Below are 21,469 nucleotides of genomic sequence, written 5' to 3' on the forward strand. Positions count from 1 at the left end.
ATAGCCTTTAATCTCTATTTTGTTTTAAGAATGGGCTAATGTCAGAAAAATCTGAAAATGAAGCGCGGATCGAAGATGAAAGCCTTATTCTCCGTTTCCTTGAAATGATGGCGGCGGAATCCGGCTCTTCTCCCAACACGCTTATGGCCTATGGCAGCGATCTAAGACTGGCTTCACAACAGCTTGAAAACGGTCTTGTCAAAGCTGATACAGATGATCTTGCCAGTCTGGGCGTTGTGTGGTCTGACTATGCCCGTAATACGGTTGCTAGAAAATCGGCAGCGCTAAAGCATTTTTATCGTTTTTTGTTAGAAGAAGGCATGAGAACAGATGATCCGTCATCCTCTTTGCCTCATGCTGGTATTTCGCGGAATTTGCCCAAAATTCTGACAACGGCCGAGGTTGAACGGTTATTTGTCACCTTGCAACAACGTTACGAGCGTGCAGCAACCCCATCCACTTTACGGCTGATGGCTTTGGTCGAATTATTATATGGTTCTGGTTTAAGAGCCAGTGAACTGGTTTCTTTACCGAAACAGGCGTTTATCCGCAAACAGCCCTTTTTAATTTTGAAAGGAAAGGGTGGTCGTGAACGTCTGGTGCCGATATCAGATAGGGCAACGGATGCGGTCGCCGCGTGGCTGGTGCATGTGCCTGAAAAAAGCCTATGGCTTTTTCCTTCAGGAAAGGGGCATATTAGCCGGATCAGACTTTACCAGCTTATCAAAGAATTGGCTGTCGAAGCTGATTTACCACGCGAAAGAGTGAGTCCCCATGTCTTACGGCATGCTTTTGCAACACATTTACTCGAAGGGGGAGCAGATTTGCGAGTCTTGCAGCTTTTATTAGGCCATGCGGATATCTCGACTACCCAGATTTATACCCATGTTGACAGCCAAAAATTGGTTGAATTAGTCAATTCACGTCATCCACTCGTTGACGTTCCTGTAAACGCAGCCTAACCGAGCAATAATGGTTTCTTATCTCGACTTTGAAAAGCCCGTAGCTGAGTTACAGACACGCATCGCTGAACTTCGCAAAGCTACTTCGGATGAAATGGATCTTGACCGTGAGATATCTGATCTCGAGGTCAAGGTGCAAAAACTGCTGCGTGATACATACGCACATCTGACGCCTTGGCAAAAAACACAGGTCGCCCGCCATCCCGAACGGCCTCACTTCCATGATTATATCTCGGCTTTGTGTGAAGAGTTTATTCCCTTGGCCGGTGATCGCCTTTTTGGTGAAGATGAAGCCATCATTGGGGGGCTTGCCCGTATAGATGGGCAGCGGGTCATGATTATTGGCCAAGAAAAAGGCAATGATACCGCCAGCCGTCTTAAACATAATTTCGGCATGGCTCGTCCTGAAGGCTATCGCAAAGCTATCCGCTTAATGAAGCTAGCGGATCGTTTCGGTTTGCCGGTTATTACTCTGGTAGATACATCGGGGGCATTTCCGGGCATTGATGCCGAAGAACGGGGGCAGGCAGAAGCTATTGCCCGTTCAACAGAAACCTGTTTGTCTCTAGGCGTGCCCCTGATCTCCGTTATCGTCGGGGAAGGTGGCTCTGGTGGTGCTATCGCTATCGCTGCGGCTAATCGTCTTTTGATGTTTGAACATGCGGTTTATTCTGTCATTTCCCCTGAAGGATGCGCTTCTATTCTATGGCGTGATGCAGGGAAGGCCAGTGATGCGGCAACAGCGATGAAGCTGACGGCCACTGACCTTTATGGTCTTGGTATTGTCGATCGTATTGTTCTCGAACCGGTCGGCGGCGCTCATCGTGACCCCAAAACCGCGATTGACGCTCTTAAAATGGCGTTACTTCAAGAATTAGCTTTCTTAAAACCGATGGATCGTGATGCTTTGCGGTCAATGCGGCGTAAAAAATTCTTGGATATCGGGGGATAATTCGGCTTTCCTCCGAATTTCGAATCTATAGCCTGTCCGTAACGGCATTTCTAAAATGAAATCGGACAGGCTTTTTTCTGTCTAGCCTTTCCGGCCTACGTCGCTAGAATATTCTACAGGCTCTGTTTTTGCGTCCGAGAAAAAACAGCGTGGAATTGGCAAAAGCAATCAATTCTTCATAAATAAAATGCACTCTATCTTTTCTTTTTCTATAAAGTGATTTGATTGACCTTTTTTGTTCGTTCAGCGATGAAATATGTATGAAATCTGCCATATTTTCTTATTTGGCTGGAATTAAAAATATTCCTGCAACCAGATGGCTTGTGATAGCCTTTTTAATCATTTCCTTTTTTTGTTTTTTTGTTTTTGGATGGGTTATCGGGGACTTACGCCTTTTATTTTTATCGTTAGTGACTTATTTCGGGATTACTTTTTTTATTCTGCTTTCTCGAAAAAAAACCTTTATCTCTCCTAATATTCATTCAACTTCCCAGTTGCCAGATCTGGCCTTACTTCATTCCATTATTGATAGTGATAAAGCCGCCGTCGCTATTAGCGACCGTTCTGGACAAATGCTGGCTTCAAATGCGGCTTATAATCACGCTTTTCCTTCTTTGCTTTTACCCGATCAATTTGACCTACCACCAGAAACGCGGCAATCGCTTGATAAAGCCTTGCGTCTTGTTTGGCGTAATGGTGGTGCCAATTTGACATGGCAATCCGCTAATCGGCAGATTTATACGCTCTCAATCCGCAGGGCAGGCATCCATCATAATTATCTTATATGGCGGATTCAGTCGCAACATCCTATTCCTGAAGGCGAGACCCTATCGGCTTTAATCGAAGGCCATTTAGGCCGGCTTTTTGCAGAAGCGGGTATTATAGCCGTTTTGCTGGACGAAAAAGGCCGGATTGTTATGACTAATCCTGTTTTCAATTTCAGAAGCACCGGTCAGATCGACAGCGATATAAAAGGCGCTGACTTTTTATCTTTTTTTCAGGTTAATCGTCATGGACAGTTTTTCTTTAAAAATGCAGGCGAAAAAGAGCATCCTGTTCATTTTGTTAAAATAGATATCGCCTCGAACACCTCCAAGAGGCATCTCAAAGGTCAGCATTATGCCGAATTTAATCTGATCTTATTACTGGACGAGGTTCAAAATAGCGATCAAACAGGACAAGATTATCTCGATATTATCGGACGATTACTCCCTGTCTTACCTTATAATTTAGCTATTATCGGGGCAGATGGCCAAGTCCTATTGATGAATCCGCCGATGTCCCGCATTACAGGAATGTCGCTCCGACAATTCGTCATGTATCCAAGCGATTGGGTCGTGCAAGAGGATAAAGCCGCTGTTGCCGATGCGGTTCGGCGTTATTCTTCGGGGCGCGCTCTTTCCGGTGAGATCTCTGTCAGATTGATCGCCAAGCCAGAAGAAACGGTTATTCTGACGCTAACTGGTATCCGTCATCTGGGTGAATCTGCCTTGATGATAAGTTTGCAGGAATCCGCCAGCGAAAATGAAATCAAGCAACAAATGGCACAAACCACCCGAATGCAGGCTATCGGACAGTTGGCAGGTGGTGTGGCGCATGATTTCAATAATATTTTGACAGCTATCATCGGTTATTGTGATGTGATGCGTATGCGTCATGTCCCGGGCGACAGTGACTATGATGATATTCAACAGATCAGACATAACAGTAATCGGGCAGCTGCTTTAACCCGACAATTACTGGCTTTTTCCCGTCAGCAGACAATGCGACCTCAAATATTGCAACTCCCTGATGTTATTTCAGAGATTTCCAATCTTTTGAAGCGGCTATTGGGTGAAAAAATCTTGCTGACAGTCAAGCATGGTCGCAATTTGGGTTTAGTCAGAGCCGATCCCGGACAATTAGAACAGGTTATTGTTAATCTCGCGGTAAATGCTCGTGATGCCATGCTGGATAGTCGCGAAGAACGGCATCTCACTATTCAAACATACCGCGTATTAGCTGAAGAATCTTCTAGGAAAAGGCATCATGCCATTCCTCCTGCGGATTATACCGCCTTGGCCATATCGGATACGGGAAGCGGTATTCCTCCCGAAATTTTGAACAAAATATTCGAGCCTTTTTTCACAACGAAAGAGGTCGGCAAGGGAACCGGATTAGGTCTGGCAACTGTTTATGGCATTGTAAGGCAATCCGGCGGCTTTATCTTTGCCGATTCCGAATTAGGCGTTGGTACCTGTTTTACGATTTATCTCCCTATTTACGAAGGCGAATTACCTCAAAAAGAAATTTCGCCACAAGATACTCCAACCCCCTCTATGGTCTGGGGAAGCGGTAAAATATTGTTAGTCGAAGATGAAGAAACTGTCCGTAACGTTGCCAGTTTTGGATTAGTGCGGCAGGGCTATGAAGTCTTAACGGCAGAAAATGGCGAAGAAGCGCTGTCTATCCTAAGAAAAAATCCTGAAATTGACCTCCTGATTTCTGATGTCGTCATGCCGGGTATGGATGGGCCTCGTTTGGGCAGCGAAGCCCGCAAAATCAAATCGGATTTACCTGTTCTGTTTATTTCGGGATATGCAGAAGAACAGTTAAGACGCTCGATCAGCCTTGAGCATGTCGCCTTTTTACCCAAACCGTTTTCTATTCAGGATTTAGCCGTTGCTGTCAGTAAAGTTCTCAAGAAGGCAGGATAATCTTTTCTAAGAATAATTTGTTTGAAGAGAGTCCTTCTTTCTTCTGACTTTTCCGATGACAGCTATAAAATGCCGAGGTTCCATTGAAAAAGGATATAAATTAAAATTTGAAAGGGTCATTTCAAATAAAGTTTTTGCGCGGCAGGTAGGATGTGTGGAGATCTAACAGATGCGGAATGGAAGATGATAGAAAGGCCTTCTTCCTAGCGACGGCGGACGCTGAGCACAGCCGACAAAAAATAATCGGTTATTTTTCAATGCTATGCTTTATGCCCTTCGAACAGGTTATTCATGGTAAGATATGCATGAACGCTATAGGAAATAAATTCGGTCTATGTTCGGTTCAAGAGATGGACAGAATAAAGTATCTGGGATGCTCGTTTGGACAGTTTGGCTGACCTTGGCCTGACGAATGTGACGGGCAAATATTGATAGAGAGCACGGTCATTCGCGCTCACAATCAAGCAGCTGGCGCAAAAGGGGATACATAAGAAAAATTTCGGTCGAAGGGGCGGTAGTTTGACGAGCAAGACCTATGCCTGTTTCGATTTAAAGATTAAGGACGCCCTGTCGCTTTCGAACTGACAGGCAGTGAAGTCTCCGATTATTCTGGAGCCAATAAGCTTGATAGCTATTCCTGTCGCAACGCCCCAGCCTTTTCTCGCCACTAGGCTATGATAGCGACAGATTGCAGGAAAAACTGCTTTTTGAGGCATCCTTCCTGTTATCTCACCGCTGTTCCAATCGAAAAAAGCATATTCCTTGCGATCTTCAATCTTACAAAGATCGTGATCGTATCGAGCGAATATTCAATAAGTTAAGGCCGTTCAGACGTATCGCCACATGCTATAACAAAGCCAGACAAGCCTTCATCACCTTCCTATATATATTATATACCGCGGCTGAAAAATTGCGGTCTATTTTTGTTAACAGAACCTAATGTCGCCCAATATTTTTTACGGAAAAACAAACTTCAAATAACGCCCCAAAGGGGGATGAGCCTTTAAAAGGCTTACATCCCTCTCAATGAGAATACTTTCTTCAAAACCGAACATCAGACCTTATTTCGAGACTTTTTTATCCGAAGGCGTGTTTATTTTGACAACTGCTTTATGTTCTTCCGGTGTCGGGTCGGAATGACCAGAAGTCGGTGAAACCGGATGACTCCGGGCATCATCGCTATTAAGCCAGCTAAGCGTAATAGACATACGACGGTTTCGTGGATCCATCCGATTTTCGGGGACATAAGGTTCGCGATCAGCAACCCCTTCAATCCGGTCGAAACGGTTTATATCAACTCCACCGGCAATAAGACCACGACGGGTTGCATCCGCACGAGCAGCTGACAAGGTCCAGTTATTGACATTTTGACCCGAAGCATAGGGCAGGGCGTCGGTATGTCCCCGAACAATAATCATATTCGGAACATCTTTGATAACCCGCGCAACCTCGGCAATAAGTTTCTGTGCTGCAGGGACCATATTCTCTGTGCCAAGGGTAAACATGGCAAAATCAGATTGGTCAACAAGGTCGATGCGCAAGCCTTCGCGCGTCTCAACCAGACGAACGCTTTGCTGTAATCGGGCAAGACTTGGGTCTTTTTTCATATGCTCTTCAAGCATTTCGCGCAGCTTTTCGAAACGCTGCCGATCATTCTGTTTAATGATCTCTTTCGCTTGAGCAATAACGTCAGGATTTTTCGCAACCAACTTTTGCCCATTAGGGGCTAGTTTCGAATGGGTTGGCATATCTTGAGGTGCCGTGATGGAATCCCCCTTCAAGAATCCCATACCTCCATCTGATCCCGCTGCGCTTTCTGGTGTCAGAGATGGATTAAAATAGTCGGCAATACCTTTACGCTCTTTTTCGTTGGTAGCACCCAAAAGCCATAACAACAGAAAGAAGGCCATCATGGCCGTCACAAAGTCGGCATAAGCGACTTTCCACGCGCCGCCATGGTGACCACCATGCCCTTCGTCAATAATCTTTTTGACGATAATGGGGCGTATTTCTGGCTCGTTTTTGTTGCTTTTTCTTGCCACCGTCTTTTGCCTTCGGATTTAATGCCTTGTTATCAACTCGGAATTCAAGGCTTAACGCCCACGCATTCCATCAAATATTTCGGCAAATTCTGGTTTATTCTCTTCTGGAATATCCGAGCGTGCCGCTTCAATAACCAGAGGAAGAGGATGCCCTTGCATGGATGAAATAATCATCTGCTTAATGACCTGATAAATATGGGCATCTGAATCAATCACGGCGCGGCAACGGTTAGCCATAGGGGCAACAATACCGTAAGCGAGCAACACACCAAGGAAGGTTCCGACCAAGGCTGAACCAATCATCGCACCCAGAATAGGCGGTGGCTGGTCAATGGAGCCCATGGTTTTAACCACACCCAAAACAGCGGCAACAATACCGAAAGCCGGCAAAGCCTCTGAAAGATTTTGAAGAATATCAGCCGGTAGAGAGGTCTCGCTATGATGGGTCTTGATCGTATTATCAATGACATCTTCAACAGCATTCGGATCAAGCGTTCCTGAAGAAACCACAACCAGCCTTAGCGTATCCGTGATAAGGCTAACCAAGGTTTTATCCGTCAATAATTTCGGATATTCTGCAAAAAAAGCACTGGATTCAGGGTTTTCGACATGGCTTTCTAATGCCACTGGACCTTCAGTCCGAAGGGTGCGCATCAGCTTTCCGACAAGGAAAATCGTATTTTGATAATCTTCCTTGTTGAATTTGGGACCTTTAAAAACAGATTTGAACCCGCCTAGCAAAAGTTTCAATTCAAGCATCGAGTTACCGGCAACGACACTACCCACCGAGGCGCCACCAATAACAATCAATTCATGCGGAATAGCTTCCAACACTGGCCCCAGATGGCCACCCGTAATAGCAAAGCCACCGAATACCATGACCAGCAAGATGGTAAAGCCGATTGCCGCAAACATGAAAAACCTTTCCCTCGGGTTATGTCTATTCCCGATTTATAATTATCAAATATTTAAGCTGCCTTTTCACAAAGACAGGGCGGCAAGTAAATACAGCCTATTCAGAATATTTTAAGGTTAGAGATATTAAAATATTCTTAGCATAAGGCTGTATTTTTAAACCGATATTTTTGTCAATTATTTGAAGCTATCTAATCAGCTATTATCCAAGTTTATCGAAAAGAGACGATTTGGCTACGACTGAAAAGACATCTTGCTGTGCTTCTAATTGGGTCTGACTTGCCACAATCTCAGGTAAAACTTCCTTGTAATCAACTTCTTCATAAGATGATTTTGTCGTTTTCATTGTGAGCGCTTGGTTGGCAAGGCGGTTATCCTGATCGCTAATCTGGGTAGCCAGAACACTCTGCTGACCCTGTGCATCAGACATATGAGAGATTGCATCCTGTATCTGATTAAGCGCATCACCCATTGCACTTGAATCATTATTTTTGATCGCAGTTTGCGTATTCTGTAACAGAGTCGAAAGATCAACGGTTGAACCTGCGCTACTGCCAGAGCTAGCAGTAAAGTTAAAAACCTGAGATTGCGTAAGGGTTGCCGCAACCGAACGGCTGTCACCAATCGGATAGGTAATCAACTGACTACTATTGGCAGGAAATAGCGAATTACCATTGGTATCAGTTGTCGTTTTGTAGCTGTCTATCTGGTCTGTCGCGGTGCTAATTTCTTTAGCTAAAATGTCACGAGTAGAAGATGAACTGGTGCCATTCATTGCCTGCTGCAACTTGTTCTGGATGGAACTAAGCTGCGTTGAGATATCGGATAAAGCCGCATTGGACTGATCAGAAACGGCAGTCGCTGTTGAGACATTTTTCTGATAAGCGGTATTCCCGCTCAAGCTGCGCCGTAAGGTGTCAATCTGTTGAGAAGCAACCGGATCATCAGAGGGCTGCTGTATCTTTTTTTTTGTATTAACTTGATTCTGATAGCTGGCGATCGCGCTATCAGTAGATAGCATGCTACTGATAGAAGAATTAATACCAAACATGGTTGTCATTAGTCTAACCCTTCCTAGAACAGTTCAAGAATAGCTTGCATGGTAGTCTGCGCCGTCTGCAATATTTTTGCAGAAGCATTATAAGCCTGTTGGTAACGCAGAAGTTGAGCCGCTTCGGTGCTTAAATCGACACCTGACAAGCTATCGCGCGTTTTCGCAGCAGTATTATATAAATTCTTTGTATTGGTGGCGTTTGTTGCAGCCGAAGATGTTGCCTGAGCATTATTGCTTACAAGGGTTGCATAATTGGCTTCGATACCGTTGCTGCCCCTTAAAGCACTGGAAACATTCTGAAGGTTTCCATTCGGGCTAGAGCTGTTTGCGCTCGCAATCTTGCTACCATCAGACGTTGTTGTCGCAATCGTGGTGGCATCACCATCTGTAATGGTCAGCAGATCACCGCCTGCTGCACCGGAAGGTGTTGTGCCTTGGCTATTCCACGCATTGACCTGCGTTACAAAATCGCTTGCCGCGCTATTAAGGCTACTACGTTCATCAGCGACTGTAGATGCAACTGTTACCAAGCCGCTAAGAGAACCGCCTGCGCTATTGCTCATATCGCGGTTATTATTGCTATTAAGAGCGTCTTTCACCCCAATAGTCAATTTACCAGACGAATCCATAGAAGCCGTAAACGATCCAGCCATCTGACCTGCTGCCGTGCTCGACAACAGGGTTTGACCATTACTGGTGCCGCTTAAAGTAATTTTGACGGTACCGTTGGAGGCAATATCTGCGTTAATACCGATTTTAGAGGATAAATCGTCTAATAACTGGTCACGCTGATCAGCAAGGCCTGCAGCTGAATCGGTACCACTCGGGGTGCGGATGATTGCTGCGTTGACCTTTGCCAAGGTTTTAAGATCTGAGTTGATAACGGATACGCTACCATCAGCCTCATCTTTAATCCCGTCAGAGACATTTTTTAGATTCGAAGCAGAATAGCTTATCGCTTTAGCTGAATCGTTAAGCGCACTTATCGATGCGGCCTGCTGCGTTGCATTGGTCGGATTCGATGCCAGAGTAGTCAGACTAGTGAAAAAGGATGTCAGCTCGCTGTCTGTCCCAGTATCTCCACTATTCAAAGCCGTTTCAGCAGAAGACATCCAACGCGAAACGGCACTGGCTTCGCCCGCATCGCTAGCCGTGTTTCTGACATGGGTTGCTGCAAAACCATCCCATGCCCGTGTAACAGACTGGGTTGTAACCCCATTACCACTGACCTGATTAAGGCCAAGGATTCCACTACCACCATTAGGGGCTTCAATCAGAGAAACATCGCGTCTTGCGTAACCAGTGGTGCTTGCATTGGAAACGTTTTCGCCGATAACGTCTATTGCCTTACCGTAGTTAAGGACGCCAGAAGCTCCAATTTGAAGAATATCGCTCATATCGTTTCACTTATCCTGTCACCACGCCGCGCAAGGTATGGGATACCAACCGCATTAGTTCTTTTGTTATTCTACGGCTTAATGGCCAAATTTTTTAGAAAAATTATGTCAATTATTACTAAATAAAGAACTACGGCAGTAATAATCACACTGACCAAAGTTAGCTATTGGTTGCGGCCGTTCCATCCGTAGCAACCTGCCCACCCATTTGCTGGATTAACATAGCCGCAATGCCATGCTTCCCTGAATGAGCAGCAAGATTTTCTGCAAGTTTAGCATCCTGCATATCTCGGAATTGATCGCCAGCATCATTGCCAAAAGGATCGTCATCAGAGAGAGAGGCTTTCCGCATTCCAGAAAGCATTTGCCGATTAAAAATAGCTTCGAATTTTTGGGCGACCGCTGCCACGCCGGTTTTACCCTTTGCGGCAGCCGCTTCTCCATATGCCTTGGTTGCAGAAGCCGATGCCCCATTCGAAGCCATCGTATTTTGACTGACTGCCAAGCTGGCAGCCAAATCTTGGGCGTTCGTAATTTTTGAAATACTGCTCATAAGATTATCAAATCCGCATTCATAGCCCCGGCCTGTTTCAAGCCTTCCAAAATGGCGGCCAAATCGCCCGGGGTTGCACCAATGGCATTAACCGCTTTCACGATATCTGTCAGATTGGCACCGTTTTGAAGATGGAACATCGGAGAACGCGTCTGTTCCGCTGTAATTGTACTATTAGGTGTGACAGCTGTTTGCCCTTGTCCAAAAGCATTAGGCTGGGACACACCATAATTCTCATCCACTCGAACCGTTAAACGACCATGGGTGATAGCGGCAGGCGATATGCGAACAGCGCCATTGATCACGATCGTACCGGTTCTGGCATTGATCGTCACCCGAGCGCGAGCATCAGCACGATCGACCGGCAGGTTTTCAATCTCACCCATTAAAGCGGTGCGAATTTCTGCCCCTTCAGGTGCCGTGATGGCTACCGAAACGCCGTCCAAGACATGCGCCCGTCCAGGGCCCAATGCATTGTTGATAGCTGTCGCGACCCGTTGCACATTGGTCAGGTCAGCTTCGCTCAAGTTAAACTGTAAATACGGCGCAGAAGCGAAACCGGGATCAACCGCTCGTTCAACCGTAGCCCCCGAAGGAATACGCCCAGCGGTTGGAATATTAACCGTTAGATTGGAACCATCGCGGCCACTAATACCAAGACCACCGACTTCGAGATTGCCTTGTGCCATGGCATAGATTTGACCATCAGCACCATAAAGAGGCGTAATCATCAACGCGCCACCGCGAATAGAGCGCGCACGCCCCAAAGCAGAAACGGTGATATCGATAGTTTGTCCGGGTTTCGCAAAAGGTGGCAAATCTGCGGTAATAATAACCGCTGCCGCATCCTGCAAAGTCGGGCTGACATTGCTCGGCATGCTAAGACCAAAACGAGCGGACAAAGCCGTCATTGCCGCAATGGTATATTGCAAACTGGAGTCACCCGTTCCGGCCAAACCCGTAACAATACCATAGCCGGTCAATTGGTTGGTTCGCATCCCTTGGAAGTAACCAAGATCCTTGATCCGGTCTGCTTTTGCCGCCCCCATAAAGGGCGAAATCAGTGCCAAAAAAGCGAGAAACAGCCCCAAAATACTTTTTTGGAACAGTCTGCCTATCAGGCTTCTTTCAGATGAAAAAATATCCATAGACTTTCTGCCCATTAAAAAGGACTGATCATTTGGAAGAAGTGACCCAACCAACCCATACGGCTGGCACGCGCAACATCTCCGGTTCCGGTGTAGCTGATGCGAGCATCACCAATGCGGGTAGACAAGACATGGTTAGTGCCATCAATATCCCAAGGTCGAACAAGACCGGAAATCCGGATATGTTCATCCCCACGATTGATGGTCATAATTTTTTCACCACGAATAAGCATAGTCCCATCAGGAAAGACGCGGGCGACGGTTGCCGTAATTTCACCGGACAGGCTGTTCGACTGTCCAGTCGTGCCTGTTCCTTTGAAATTATGAGAGCTGCTAGCCGTAGCATCTGTCGCTTTAAAAAAGGAAAGGGGGCCGGTCGTTGGTGGAATAATCGATGCCCCTCCAGAACGAGAGGTCGTCGTATTGGCAGATTTGCTGGCGGCAAAAGATTCAACCAACGTAATCGTCACCATATCGCCAACATGCGAAGCGCGTGCGCCTGAAATGATCGGCATATAACCATAAGACGGCTGAAAAATAGCGCCATTCGGTACGACTTCCGGCCTTGGATCATCGGGATAGGTCGCTGCAAAATTCGGATCTGGCTGGGTAACCTTCTTACGAGCATGGAGCGGTGAAACAGCCAAGACTGCAACCGCTATCAACATTGCCGAAAAAGAAGGTTTCATAAAATGCGCCATATTAAGAAATCTGCTGGTTGATATATTGCAGCATCTCGTCAGAAGCCTTGACCATTTTCGAGTTCACTTCATAAGCGCGCTGCGTTTCGATCATATCGACTAATTCCTGAACAATATTGACGTTGGATTGTTCAAGCTCGCCCTGCAAAATATAGCCCATACCATCCTGCTGCGGCAGACCGATTTGCGGCTGTCCCGATGATTGGGTTTCAATATAAAGATTCTGACCTGTTGCCTGCAAACCCGCTGGATTGATAAAGCGGACAGTCTGGATCTGTCCTACTTGGTTCGACTGCGTTTGGCCTTGCAGCTGAACAGAAACCGTTCCATCTTCACCGATTGTGATCTGCTCGGCATTTTGCGGAATATTGATATTCGGGATTAACGGCTTACCATCATCGGTCACAATCTGACCATCTTGAGATAACTGAAAGTTACCGGCGCGGGTATAACCAATGGTTCCATCTGGTAACTGAATCTGGAAATAGCCGACACCTGAAACCGCAAGATCAAGGGAATTGCCGGTATTCACAAAAGACCCTTGGGTTTCCTGCCGTTCAGTGGCGATAGTTTGGACACCAGAACCCAAGGTTAAACCCGTTGCATAATAATAGCTGTTGGTTGACTGGGCACCCGGCTGTCTTTCTGCCTGATAAGCCAAGGTCTCAAAGGCTGCCCGATCACGTTTAAAAGCGGTCGTATTAACGTTCGCAAGGTTGTTTGCGATAATCCGCATACGGGTGTTTTGGGCATCCAATCCGGTTCTTGCAACTTGCAGCGGCGTCGTTGGCATTCTTTGTATTCCTTACAGTCTAATCTTGTTATGCAGCGGACTTAAGTCAAACCTATTCAGGGATATCCATCAGGCTGGTGCTGCTTTCATCAAGCTGTCTTGCGGTTGCGACCATTTTGACCGATTGCTCATAAGATCGGCTGGCCTGAATCATATCGACCAAGGCTTGTGTCGGTTCGACATTTGAATTTTCGAGACTATCCGCCTGAACAGAGGCCGCCGGATCACGGTTTAATGTGCCGCCATCGACAACACGGAATAAACCATCCAATCCCTTTGCAATGCGATTTCTGGGCTGGGTAGAAGGTGAAACCAATTTGATCTGGTCAATGGCTTCGGGCTGAACCGGATTTTGCCCCGGCAAAATGACATAGACGGTGCCGTCTTTATCAATCGTAATTTTGTCAGCCGCCCCAATGGTTATAGGGCCTCTTTCGCCGACCAAGGGATGCCCCTCACCATTAACCAGAACGCCCGAATTGGTGACTTGCAAGTCACCCCGACGCGTATAGGCTTCTGAACCGTCTTCTGCCTGCACTGCGATCATGGAATCGCCCCCCATCGCGAGATCTAAATCCCGTCCGGTTTGTTGCACTTCGGCTTTTTGTAAATCAGCCGAATAAATGCCCTGCGATGCCATAGCCCGACTACTGTTACCGCCCCGCAGCCAGAAAGCTGCCTGCGTTGACAGTTCCTTTTTAAAACCGGGGGTTTCGGTGTTGGACAAATTGGATGCGGTAGCAATCTGCTGCCGCATCGTTGCCCGCATACCAGACAGTGAAGTGTAAAGAAGACGGTCCATTTTATTCCCTATGCTTGTCGGTGATTATTCAGCCAAAAATTATGACTGGATATTCATCACATAGCTGACCATCTGGTTATCCGTGCTGATAGCCTTGGAGTTCGCCTGAAAGTTGCGCTGTTCAGAAATCAGATTAACCAATTCCTGCGTCAGATCGATATTCGACAATTCCAAAGCACCGGACTGCACAGAGCCCAAACCGGAAGTATCGGCTTCACGATAGTTCAGGTTGCCGGACGTACCGGTTACCGTCCAGTTGGCATTACCCGTAGAGTGAAGACCATTACGGTTGTTCACATCACCCAAAGCAACGGCACCCAAAATATACTGGTTACCATTGGCAAAGGTAGCGGTTACCTTACCGTCAGTTGCAACGGCAATATTGCTGAGGGCTGAAGAAGTGTCGCCGCTTTCATCCTTCTGAATAGGGGAAACCTTGCCGGTTGTATCTTCTGCGCCACTGGCATCCATGATCTTTCCAGTATAAGTGCTTCCATTTGAAGCCAGGGTGCCAAGGCTAGTGATATTAGTTAAAGTTGTTCCCGTAGCTGACGGGTTTACGGTGGCGGTTGCATTGGTTGACGTGTAGGTAACCGTATTGGCCACACGCGTACTAGCATTATCTACCCTACCGCCTGTAATGGTTAATACGCCACCTGAAAGTTTCGTGTTCGCTGTATCTGTGTATCCGGCACCGCCTAGCGTAATTTTTGCACCATAGATCGTGTGACCATCAACCGTAACATTTCCAGTTGCAGCTAAACTATTGCCTACAGTGACCAAGCTGCCTTTATCGGTAGAATCAAGCGTTATCTGGTCTTCATAAGACGGCAGAGTTAAATTTTTGACCGTACGTCCACCCGTTGCCGAAGCCGTATCGCCATTGGTGTAGATATTGCCAGAATTATCGGTTGCATAGACCTGCAGATAATGGCCATCAGAGGTAACAACATTGTTATTCTTGTCGGTCAGGAAGCTACCATCACGGGTCAAAGAAATCGTGCCGGAAGCGCCTTGGGATTTAACCAAGAAGAAACCATCACCATTGACCATCATGTCAAGCGCGCGGTTAGTGGTCTTCATGCTACCAGAGGTAAAATCCTGAATAGTGGCACGGAGGCGAGTACCCTGACCAATATTTTTGGCAGAAGCAAGCGGAGAATCCGCAACCAATTCACCAAAATCGGTCGTGGTTTTCTTAAAACCATAAGAACCGGAGTTGGCGATATTGTTTGACGTAACCGAAAGGTCAGTCTGGGCAGCATTAAGACCCGTTAAAGAGGTATAAAAAGCCATTTAAAAGCTCTCCTGAAGGAAGGGCAAAGGGTTAAAGGATTTAGCTGATGCTGGTAATGTCGCTGGGATCATAGGTTCCAAGCGATGTCACGATTTGCGTCGTGCCACTGGCCGGAGAATTGACGGCATCAATCATTGTCCATGTGGATGTAGAGTTGCTGACACTACCACCAGAGCTATTGGTTGCATTGACTTTGACAGTCAAAGGCCCTGATACGGCATTGCCGCTGCTGTCATTGCCCGAGAATGAGAAGCTAACATCGCCTGCGCTTTGCGAACCGTAATCTTTGGAATAGACCACTTTTCCGGCGCTATCGGCAAGGCTGATTTTGACATCGGAAGCGGCGCTATCCAATTTGACCTGTCCGGCAAAGGTGCCATCAATCGAGGTCGCAATATTGGAACTGACCAAGCCAGCTTTACCGATCCAGTTCGATACATTGCCAAGGCGGGAATTAGAAACATCGCTTTGAATAGAGCTGACCGTCGTGTTTAACTGGTTAATACCGGCAACACTGGAGAACTGCGCCATCTGGGCGGCCATTTGCGTGTTATCGACCGGACTATCAGGATCTTGATATTTTAGCTGCGTCGTCAGAAGCGTTAAAAAATCGGTCGAGCTTAAAGCTGCCGTCGGGTCTTTTGAACTGCTTGTGCTATTTGACGAGGTGCTGGAACCACTGGATAGCTGGTTGATATAACTTTGGCCGGATACCGACGATGTTGATGACATGATATTCTCCTAAAGGTCGCAGATAAGCAAAATGTTAAACTCGGATTACTCTAATTTTTAATTAACGTTCCATTTTTAACGTATCGAGCGTGAGCGATTTTGCCGTCTGCATAACCTGCACATTGTTTTGGTAGTCACGTGCGGTTTCAATCATCTCGACCATTTCTTGTGCTGTATCGACACCTGCCGCCCATACATCGCCATTTTCATCCGCCAAGGGATGCGTCGGATCGTGAATTTGGGTTGGCGGGCTACCTGTTGCGACTACCTTGTTAACTTTGACAGTGGCAATGCCGGGCGATTGGGTCACTGTTGAAAAGATAGGCTTTAAGGGATGAAAGGCTGCTTCCTTGCTGCTCGCCACGGAATTGGCGTTGGCAAGGTTGGACGCATTGGTATTCAGACGAACCAACTGGGCGGACATAGCCCGACCAGAAATATCAAAAATAGAAAGAGGCCGATCCATAAAACGCCTTATTCTCCCTTCAAGGATGACATAACGTCAGACATACGATCTTGGATAAAGGTCAATGTCGAACGATATTTCAAACCGTTTTCGGCAAATTGCGCTTGTTCGGTTGGCAATTCGACCGTGTTTCCATCGATAGATTTGTCAATCGGCACTCGGTATCCCATCGCATCATTGACGGCTTCTTCAGTCTCATTGCCAGAAGTGGCTTCGCCCAATGCTTTGTTAAAATCGATATCCCGCGCTTTATAGTTAGGTGTTGCCGCATTGGCGATGTTCGAAGCCAGCATTGCCATGCGTTGATTTCTCAACACAAGAGCATCGCCCTGAATACCGAACAGAGTTGAACTGATCGCCATGTCGCCCCCTTAAAATAGAGTCTCAAAAAGAATGTGTGGATTTCTATTCAAAAGCTGTGCCAAATGGTTAAATGTCGCGGAAAGGCGATTTCTTCGGCAGGTTTTTAATAGAAAAAAGGCGAGCGATTGCCGGAAGCGGCAAAAATTTGCCGATAGTTGCCGCTTTGCTTTGCCGGATGCCATCTTATTTTTCTTACAAAAAGAGGGGCTTAATGTATCTTCTGACGTCAGTTAGTCATTTTTTTGACGCCGCCGCCTTTCTGCTGGTGCTTGTGGGAAGTTTTCTTATTGCCCTATTCCGATCAACAGCGGCTGACATTCTGCGGGCATTTAAAGCCTTCCAGCCGTTACTCACGGCCAAGCCAGAACATGATGGCGAAGTTGCCGATCGGGCATTGCAGGCGGTATTACAGCAAACCAAGGCAAAAGGTATCGCGACGGCTGATCGGATAGATATTACTTTTGCGCCTCTCTTTTTACAAAAGGCGGTAGGTCGGCTGACTGACTGCCGTGACCCTGATGATTTCCGGCAATGGATAACGGGACAATTGGAAAAACGGAAGAATCGGCATCAAGGGGCAATCAATTTTTGGTATATCGTGGGCGATGTTGCTCCCTCTGTCGCCATGATTGGGACGGTTGTCGGGTTGGTCAACATGTTTTCCCATCTAAGCGACGTTAACAGTCTGGGGCCTTCTATGGCGATGGCTATTTTAACCACGCTTTATGGCTTATGTCTTTCAACCTTGATTGCTGCCCCGATCGCCGGACGGTTGGAATATCTATCGGACATGGAAGGGCAATGGTGGAAAAGAGTGGCGGACACTCTGATTTCTTCTGTTACGGATGAATTGAAGCCGCCGGTTATCAAACTGCCCCCCGTCAAAACCAGTATAATAGAGGACTAAATCCCGTGAAGCTGAAAAGAAATTCACGCTGGACAGTCAGCTATATCGACCTTTTGATGACGATTCTCGGCTTTTTTGTGCTGCTTTATGCCCGAGAGCATGACCCGAAAGAAGTTGCGGATAGCTTACGCTCTGCCTTTAATCACGAAGATCACAATAGGCAGAAAAATAATGGGGCAGGGGGCAGCGCTCTTCAATCAGATGTCAATAAGACGGCTTCGCCAGCTGATGCAATGAAAGCCAATGATACAAATACAAGCAATGCCAAAGACGATAACAAAAGCACAACCGACAATTGTTTAACTAAAACAGGTGCCGCTTGTCCGACGCAAGATTTTCTGGCGGATGATTTATTTTCGCCTCAAGATGCCATTTTGACAGATAAAGGGAAGGCTGCATTAGCCCAATTTGCCAAGAAAGCGGCACGGGCATCAGCTTATTTTATGATTGAAAGCCATGGCATTGGTAATGGCACTGCCCGATTTGATAAATGGGAACTGGCGGCGGCACGAACAGCTTCGGTGGCAAGACAGCTCAAATCATCAGGCGTTGATGAAAATCATTTAAAAATCATGATGGCACCCGATAACCCCTTGGCGGATAACGGCCAGCATTTACTCATTACCATTAGTAAAGAGAATAAGACGATGCCTGTAAAATAACGATAGAAGGCTCTTTGCACCCTTTCTTCACGCTAATTTAGGTTCTGTTAGATCTTGATCCAGTCTGCGACGGCAGCGATATGGATGACAGCGAGGAACGAGGTTGCTGTTTTTTCGTATCTGGTAGCGACAGCGCGCCACTCTTTGAGGCGAGCCCAGAGGTTTTCAACGAGATGCCGGCAACGATAAGCCCATTTATGGCAGGCGACCGGTGCATCACGTCGTTTTGTAGAAATGGCTGGTCGAGCCCCCATGTCCCAGATCCGTTCACGGAAAGCATCCGAAGCATAGCCTTTGTCAGCTACGACCCACATGGGAACAGAGGGGAGATGTTCGAGCATGACTGGCTCCATTGGCAGTCCATGAGCCTATCAGGGCGCAAGAGTAAAATTTATAGCTTTCCCGTGTCCATCAGCAATTACACAAACTTTCGTGCCATAGCCACCGCGAGAGCGGCCAAGCGCTTCACGATGGTCTCGCTCTTCGAAAGAAGCCCTTTTTTTCGGCTCCCGCCACCTTATGGTGAGCCCTTATGTTCGTGCCATCTAGAAAAGCCATTCCGAGTGCCACTCCCTGTTGTTTCTAAACCCGTTCTAACAAGTGTTCCCATACGCCGAGCTTTGCCCAGCGGATGAAAAGCTGCGCCACATGCCACCACGGACCCAGTTCAACGGGAATGCTCCGCCATTTCGTGCCATTCTCATGGCGCCAAAATATCGCGGATATAGTCCGACGCAGATCATGGGGCGGCGTCTTGCCAATCGGGCGAACTTCCTCAATCAGAGGTCCCCAGGTTGCCCATGTCTCATCCGTAAAAATACCGCCTACGTCTACTTTTTCCATCTCTATAATACAGAAACTATTTCAAGATCTAACAAGCCCTAGGCGAAACAGCCATTTTAAGAATGCTCAGAATTTCAAGAAAAAAACCGTATGAAAAAGCCGTATCTTTTAGCGATGAAATTTGAAATCATCGCATAATAAGATGTTAAAGCGAATAAGCGGTTATCGCAGGGCAGATACATTTTTCTCTAAAATTTAATCGGGCGACTAAAATGGGTCGGGCAGATGGTGATTTTGCGCGCACCCAACAGGAATCCTGCGCCTAATTGCTCTTTCCGTAATGAAAAATGCTATCAGTCAGAAAATCTTTATCTAAAGGCTATTGAAAAAAATAGGAGTCAAAGATCAAAATAAGACTTAGCGGATTGGATGCCGCTTAGTATAACGGCTGCCTGATTGAGAATGTCACGAGGCAGAAACCATAAAATTATATGATGATATCTCGATGAGGTATCTGTTATTTTGACTTTTCTGCCAGAGATAATTTTGCTTTTTCAGTGGATATAAAAATATAGAAAGCAAATCCTGAAAAACGCAGCATAAACAGAGGGATAAAAGGCAATAATGAAAAATAAATATTCATGTTTAGGCTTTTTTTTAGGTAGTTTTGCTTTTTTATTACCGAATACATCCGTTTTGGCTGCTGATTTTCAGGACTTATCAGCCTTGGATAAACAAATTGCGACCAGTCTCGGTGTTCCTATCGGGGCGGAAGGCGGTGCCGTAACCCCTGTCGATCGCCGTTTACATTTGGCACAATGCCCAGAATCTGTTGTGGTGGATAAACCGATTGCAGGTTCTGTTTCTGTCCATTGTCCATCCCTTGGCTGGCGTATCCGTGTGCCTTTAGTCAGAACCGCTTCTCGTGTGTTACACAGCCGAGAAAATCCACAAAACAGCCAAAATTCAGGAAATTCCAAGGAAGATAGCAAAGGAGCTATTCTGGTTAAGAGGGGTGATCCTGTCGAATTAGTAGCAGGAAATAACAGCTTCACCGTGTCTGTTCAGGGCATCGCACAACAAGACGGCGCATTAGGCGATCATATCCGCGTCAAGTCTGATCCGAGCAAACCACCTGTTATTGCGGTCGTGGTCGAATCTGGCAAAGTAAGAATTCCCGGATTTGAATGATTAAAATGATTTAAATAATCGGAAATTTTGCCGTTATAGGGGTATCAGGAGCTTTTTTTATTATTAGTATTTTAAAATCGGGGCTAATCGAATGGTCGACAGTATCGGAACCAGCAGCGCATTAAAAGCGGTCAGCGCTGTATCATTAAACAGTTCAAACTCTTCTGGGGATGCCAATTCCGTCCAGACAGCGATACCGGCGGCTGATGAAAAGACCAAAACCTCCTCGGTCTCTTCTGTAACGGATACTTCCTCAACAGAATCCACCTCGGTATCGACTGACAGCAGCAAGTCAAAAGAAAAAAGCACAACCTCTAGCGCGGTAAGTTTTGCCGAAGCGATTGCGGTTGCAGGACCCCCTGTCAACAAGGCTAAAATTCAGGCCATTCGGGCTTTAATTTCCGAAGGTCGTTATCCTATCAGTGCAAGCGCGATTGCGTCAAAGATGGTTCAGTATGAGACGGCAGATAGCACGTCATCAGCTTCTTCTGTGACGGCTTCTGCTTCAACTGATTCTAATGAGTGAGCTGGCTGAATTAAAAAACGCGATCATTGCCTTGGTGCAAGCCCTTGACGGGCGGAGCGTCGATGACATCGAAGCTGCCTGCGCGGAGGTTTCTGCCGCAGTCAAAAAAGTTAAAGAGCAAGATGCGTGGCATACCACGGATTCTTTGCGTGAATCTTTGCAGACAGCCATGAAGCAGGCCGAAGCAGGCCGGCAGCGTAGTCTTTACAGTGCCGATATGATGCAAAAGCTGTTAAGTCAGATGGCTATTTATGGCTTAACAGATGCGCCTTTGGCTTATCGTCGCACAGGCAAATTTTCATAATTTTCTGACAGCCCTAGTTATTTTCCTTACCCAACTGTCAACTTTGCCGTCACTTTACCGCGAAAGTGACGGATTTCCCCGCTAGCTTCCCGATATTATTTTTACTCCGAAATGGACGGCCAATAAAGTCTCCTCAGCGCATTTTTGTCCCAAAATGCAATGTAATGAGGATTTTGGTATATAAAAATATCCTTTTTTATATAAAAATTTCACTAATAAATGT

The 21,469-nt window shown here is 46.5% G+C and carries 21 protein-coding genes and 2 pseudogenes; 9 read left to right on the forward strand and 14 right to left on the reverse strand.

From position 1 onward, the window contains the following. The first annotated feature begins 38 nt into the window (after nt 1-38). From ZMOB_RS05805 to ZMOB_RS10575, 4 genes and pseudogenes are all read left to right on the forward strand, one after another. Nucleotides 39-962 (forward strand): tyrosine recombinase, encoded by a 924-nt coding sequence (locus ZMOB_RS05805; RefSeq protein WP_014500880.1) that lies wholly within the window; start codon nt 39-41, stop codon nt 960-962. Nucleotides 963-972: 10 nt separating this feature from the next. After that, the gene (locus tag ZMOB_RS05810; RefSeq protein ID WP_011240501.1) at nt 973-1,914 is read left to right on the forward strand and encodes an acetyl-CoA carboxylase carboxyltransferase subunit alpha; all 942 of its coding nucleotides are present in this window, start codon (nt 973-975) and stop codon (nt 1,912-1,914) included. A 260-nt stretch (nt 1,915-2,174) separates the two neighbouring features. Continuing rightward, nucleotides 2,175-4,610 carry a hybrid sensor histidine kinase/response regulator gene (locus ZMOB_RS05815; protein WP_014500881.1) on the forward strand — a complete coding sequence of 812 codons (2,436 nt, stop codon included), beginning with the start codon at nt 2,175-2,177 and terminating at the stop codon, nt 4,608-4,610. 150 nt (nt 4,611-4,760) lie between these two features. Further along, nucleotides 4,761-5,550, forward strand: a pseudogene (locus ZMOB_RS10575) (IS5 family transposase). Between the two features lie 121 nt (nt 5,551-5,671). On the opposite strand, the gene ZMOB_RS05830 reads toward ZMOB_RS10575, so the two are convergent. The 13 genes from ZMOB_RS05830 to flgB form a co-directional block, all read right to left on the reverse strand. Further along, the gene (locus ZMOB_RS05830; protein ID WP_014500882.1) at nt 5,672-6,652 is read right to left on the reverse strand and encodes a flagellar motor protein MotB; all 981 of its coding nucleotides are present in this window, start codon (nt 6,650-6,652) and stop codon (nt 5,672-5,674) included. Nucleotides 6,653-6,703: 51 nt separating this feature from the next. Continuing rightward, complete coding sequence (motA, locus tag ZMOB_RS05835; protein WP_011240504.1) at nt 6,704-7,567, reverse strand: flagellar motor stator protein MotA; 864 nt, start codon at nt 7,565-7,567, stop codon at nt 6,704-6,706. A 202-nt stretch (nt 7,568-7,769) separates the two neighbouring features. Next, nucleotides 7,770-8,627, reverse strand: a complete 858-nt coding sequence (locus ZMOB_RS05840; RefSeq protein ID WP_014500883.1) for a flagellin N-terminal helical domain-containing protein — start codon at nt 8,625-8,627, stop codon at nt 7,770-7,772. Between the two features lie 14 nt (nt 8,628-8,641). Next, complete coding sequence (gene flgK, locus ZMOB_RS05845) at nt 8,642-10,018, reverse strand: flagellar hook-associated protein FlgK (RefSeq protein ID WP_014500884.1); 1,377 nt, start codon at nt 10,016-10,018, stop codon at nt 8,642-8,644. Nucleotides 10,019-10,178: 160 nt separating this feature from the next. Next, complete coding sequence (locus ZMOB_RS05850) at nt 10,179-10,571, reverse strand: rod-binding protein (protein ID WP_011240507.1); 393 nt, start codon at nt 10,569-10,571, stop codon at nt 10,179-10,181. Continuing rightward, a complete protein-coding gene (locus ZMOB_RS05855; RefSeq protein WP_041573444.1) occupies nt 10,568-11,680 on the reverse strand; it encodes a flagellar basal body P-ring protein FlgI in 1,113 nt (370 codons plus the stop codon). Before ZMOB_RS05855 ends, ZMOB_RS05850 begins: the two co-directional genes overlap by 4 nt. 53 nt (nt 11,681-11,733) lie before the next feature. Next, a complete protein-coding gene (locus ZMOB_RS05860) occupies nt 11,734-12,420 on the reverse strand; it encodes a flagellar basal body L-ring protein FlgH (RefSeq protein ID WP_012817235.1) in 687 nt (228 codons plus the stop codon). Between the two features lies 1 nt (nt 12,421). Beyond that, a complete protein-coding gene (flgG, locus tag ZMOB_RS05865) occupies nt 12,422-13,213 on the reverse strand; it encodes a flagellar basal-body rod protein FlgG (protein ID WP_011240510.1) in 792 nt (263 codons plus the stop codon). A 52-nt stretch (nt 13,214-13,265) separates the two neighbouring features. Beyond that, on the reverse strand, nt 13,266-14,015 hold the full coding sequence (flgF, locus tag ZMOB_RS05870; protein WP_011240511.1) for a flagellar basal-body rod protein FlgF: 750 nt from the start codon (nt 14,013-14,015) through the stop codon (nt 13,266-13,268). Nucleotides 14,016-14,054: 39 nt separating this feature from the next. Then, nucleotides 14,055-15,311 carry a flagellar hook-basal body complex protein gene (locus ZMOB_RS05875; RefSeq protein WP_014500886.1) on the reverse strand — a complete coding sequence of 419 codons (1,257 nt, stop codon included), beginning with the start codon at nt 15,309-15,311 and terminating at the stop codon, nt 14,055-14,057. A gap of 40 nt (nt 15,312-15,351) precedes the next feature. Beyond that, entirely contained in the window at nt 15,352-16,044 is a 693-nt protein-coding gene (locus ZMOB_RS05880; protein WP_011240513.1) for a flagellar hook assembly protein FlgD, read from the reverse strand. 61 nt (nt 16,045-16,105) lie between these two features. Further along, nucleotides 16,106-16,510, reverse strand: a complete 405-nt coding sequence (gene flgC / locus ZMOB_RS05885; RefSeq protein WP_014500887.1) for a flagellar basal body rod protein FlgC — start codon at nt 16,508-16,510, stop codon at nt 16,106-16,108. Nucleotides 16,511-16,518: 8 nt separating this feature from the next. Continuing rightward, nucleotides 16,519-16,872, reverse strand: a complete 354-nt coding sequence (gene flgB / locus ZMOB_RS05890) for a flagellar basal body rod protein FlgB (RefSeq protein ID WP_011240515.1) — start codon at nt 16,870-16,872, stop codon at nt 16,519-16,521. Between the two features lie 212 nt (nt 16,873-17,084). Between flgB and ZMOB_RS05900 the strand changes: the two genes are divergently transcribed. Together ZMOB_RS05900 and ZMOB_RS05905 are read left to right on the forward strand one after the other, a co-directional pair. Next, on the forward strand, nt 17,085-17,780 hold the full coding sequence (locus ZMOB_RS05900; protein ID WP_011240516.1) for a motility protein A: 696 nt from the start codon (nt 17,085-17,087) through the stop codon (nt 17,778-17,780). 5 nt (nt 17,781-17,785) lie between these two features. Beyond that, complete coding sequence (locus ZMOB_RS05905) at nt 17,786-18,442, forward strand: OmpA family protein (RefSeq protein WP_014500888.1); 657 nt, start codon at nt 17,786-17,788, stop codon at nt 18,440-18,442. A gap of 47 nt (nt 18,443-18,489) precedes the next feature. On the opposite strand, the pseudogene ZMOB_RS09880 reads toward ZMOB_RS05905, so the two are convergent. Then, a pseudogene (locus ZMOB_RS09880) lies at nt 18,490-19,261 on the reverse strand (IS5 family transposase). A gap of 588 nt (nt 19,262-19,849) precedes the next feature. Between ZMOB_RS09880 and flgA the strand changes: the two are divergent. The 3 genes from flgA to ZMOB_RS05930 all read left to right on the forward strand — a co-directional run bounded on the left by flgA (nt 19,850) and on the right by ZMOB_RS05930 (nt 21,246). After that, nucleotides 19,850-20,416 carry a flagellar basal body P-ring formation chaperone FlgA gene (gene flgA, locus ZMOB_RS05920; protein WP_011240518.1) on the forward strand — a complete coding sequence of 189 codons (567 nt, stop codon included), beginning with the start codon at nt 19,850-19,852 and terminating at the stop codon, nt 20,414-20,416. Between the two features lie 91 nt (nt 20,417-20,507). Beyond that, nucleotides 20,508-20,942 (forward strand): flagellar biosynthesis anti-sigma factor FlgM, encoded by a 435-nt coding sequence (flgM, locus tag ZMOB_RS05925; protein ID WP_011240519.1) that lies wholly within the window; start codon nt 20,508-20,510, stop codon nt 20,940-20,942. Continuing rightward, a complete protein-coding gene (locus ZMOB_RS05930) occupies nt 20,935-21,246 on the forward strand; it encodes a hypothetical protein (RefSeq protein WP_014500889.1) in 312 nt (103 codons plus the stop codon). Before flgM ends, ZMOB_RS05930 begins: the two co-directional genes overlap by 8 nt. The last annotated feature ends 223 nt before the right edge of the window (nt 21,247-21,469 follow it).

This window comes from Zymomonas mobilis subsp. mobilis ATCC 10988 (assembly GCF_000175255.2).
GTDB lineage: Bacteria > Pseudomonadota > Alphaproteobacteria > Sphingomonadales > Sphingomonadaceae > Zymomonas > Zymomonas mobilis.

What these genes read in the sequence shown, in the direction of transcription:
- ZMOB_RS05805 (WP_014500880.1), top strand. Translation starts at nt 39, where the DNA reads ATGTCAGAAAAATCTGAAAATGAAGCGCGGATCGAAGATGAAAGCCTT.
- ZMOB_RS05810 (WP_011240501.1), top strand. Translation starts at nt 973, where the DNA reads ATGGTTTCTTATCTCGACTTTGAAAAGCCCGTAGCTGAGTTACAGACA.
- ZMOB_RS05815 (WP_014500881.1), top strand. Translation starts at nt 2,175, where the DNA reads ATGAAATCTGCCATATTTTCTTATTTGGCTGGAATTAAAAATATTCCT.
- motA (WP_011240504.1), bottom strand. Translation starts at nt 7,567, where the DNA reads ATGTTTGCGGCAATCGGCTTTACCATCTTGCTGGTCATGGTATTCGGT.
- ZMOB_RS05840 (WP_014500883.1), bottom strand. Translation starts at nt 8,627, where the DNA reads ATGACAACCATGTTTGGTATTAATTCTTCTATCAGTAGCATGCTATCT.
- flgK (WP_014500884.1), bottom strand. Translation starts at nt 10,018, where the DNA reads ATGAGCGATATTCTTCAAATTGGAGCTTCTGGCGTCCTTAACTACGGT.
- ZMOB_RS05850 (WP_011240507.1), bottom strand. Translation starts at nt 10,571, where the DNA reads ATGAGCAGTATTTCAAAAATTACGAACGCCCAAGATTTGGCTGCCAGC.
- ZMOB_RS05860 (WP_012817235.1), bottom strand. Translation starts at nt 12,420, where the DNA reads ATGGCGCATTTTATGAAACCTTCTTTTTCGGCAATGTTGATAGCGGTT.
- flgG (WP_011240510.1), bottom strand. Translation starts at nt 13,213, where the DNA reads ATGCCAACGACGCCGCTGCAAGTTGCAAGAACCGGATTGGATGCCCAA.
- flgF (WP_011240511.1), bottom strand. Translation starts at nt 14,015, where the DNA reads ATGGACCGTCTTCTTTACACTTCACTGTCTGGTATGCGGGCAACGATG.
- ZMOB_RS05875 (WP_014500886.1), bottom strand. Translation starts at nt 15,311, where the DNA reads ATGGCTTTTTATACCTCTTTAACGGGTCTTAATGCTGCCCAGACTGAC.
- ZMOB_RS05880 (WP_011240513.1), bottom strand. Translation starts at nt 16,044, where the DNA reads ATGTCATCAACATCGTCGGTATCCGGCCAAAGTTATATCAACCAGCTA.
- flgC (WP_014500887.1), bottom strand. Translation starts at nt 16,510, where the DNA reads ATGGATCGGCCTCTTTCTATTTTTGATATTTCTGGTCGGGCTATGTCC.
- flgB (WP_011240515.1), bottom strand. Translation starts at nt 16,872, where the DNA reads ATGGCGATCAGTTCAACTCTGTTCGGTATTCAGGGCGATGCTCTTGTG.
- ZMOB_RS05900 (WP_011240516.1), top strand. Translation starts at nt 17,085, where the DNA reads ATGTATCTTCTGACGTCAGTTAGTCATTTTTTTGACGCCGCCGCCTTT.
- flgA (WP_011240518.1), top strand. Translation starts at nt 19,850, where the DNA reads ATGAAAAATAAATATTCATGTTTAGGCTTTTTTTTAGGTAGTTTTGCT.
- flgM (WP_011240519.1), top strand. Translation starts at nt 20,508, where the DNA reads ATGGTCGACAGTATCGGAACCAGCAGCGCATTAAAAGCGGTCAGCGCT.
- ZMOB_RS05930 (WP_014500889.1), top strand. Translation starts at nt 20,935, where the DNA reads ATGAGTGAGCTGGCTGAATTAAAAAACGCGATCATTGCCTTGGTGCAA.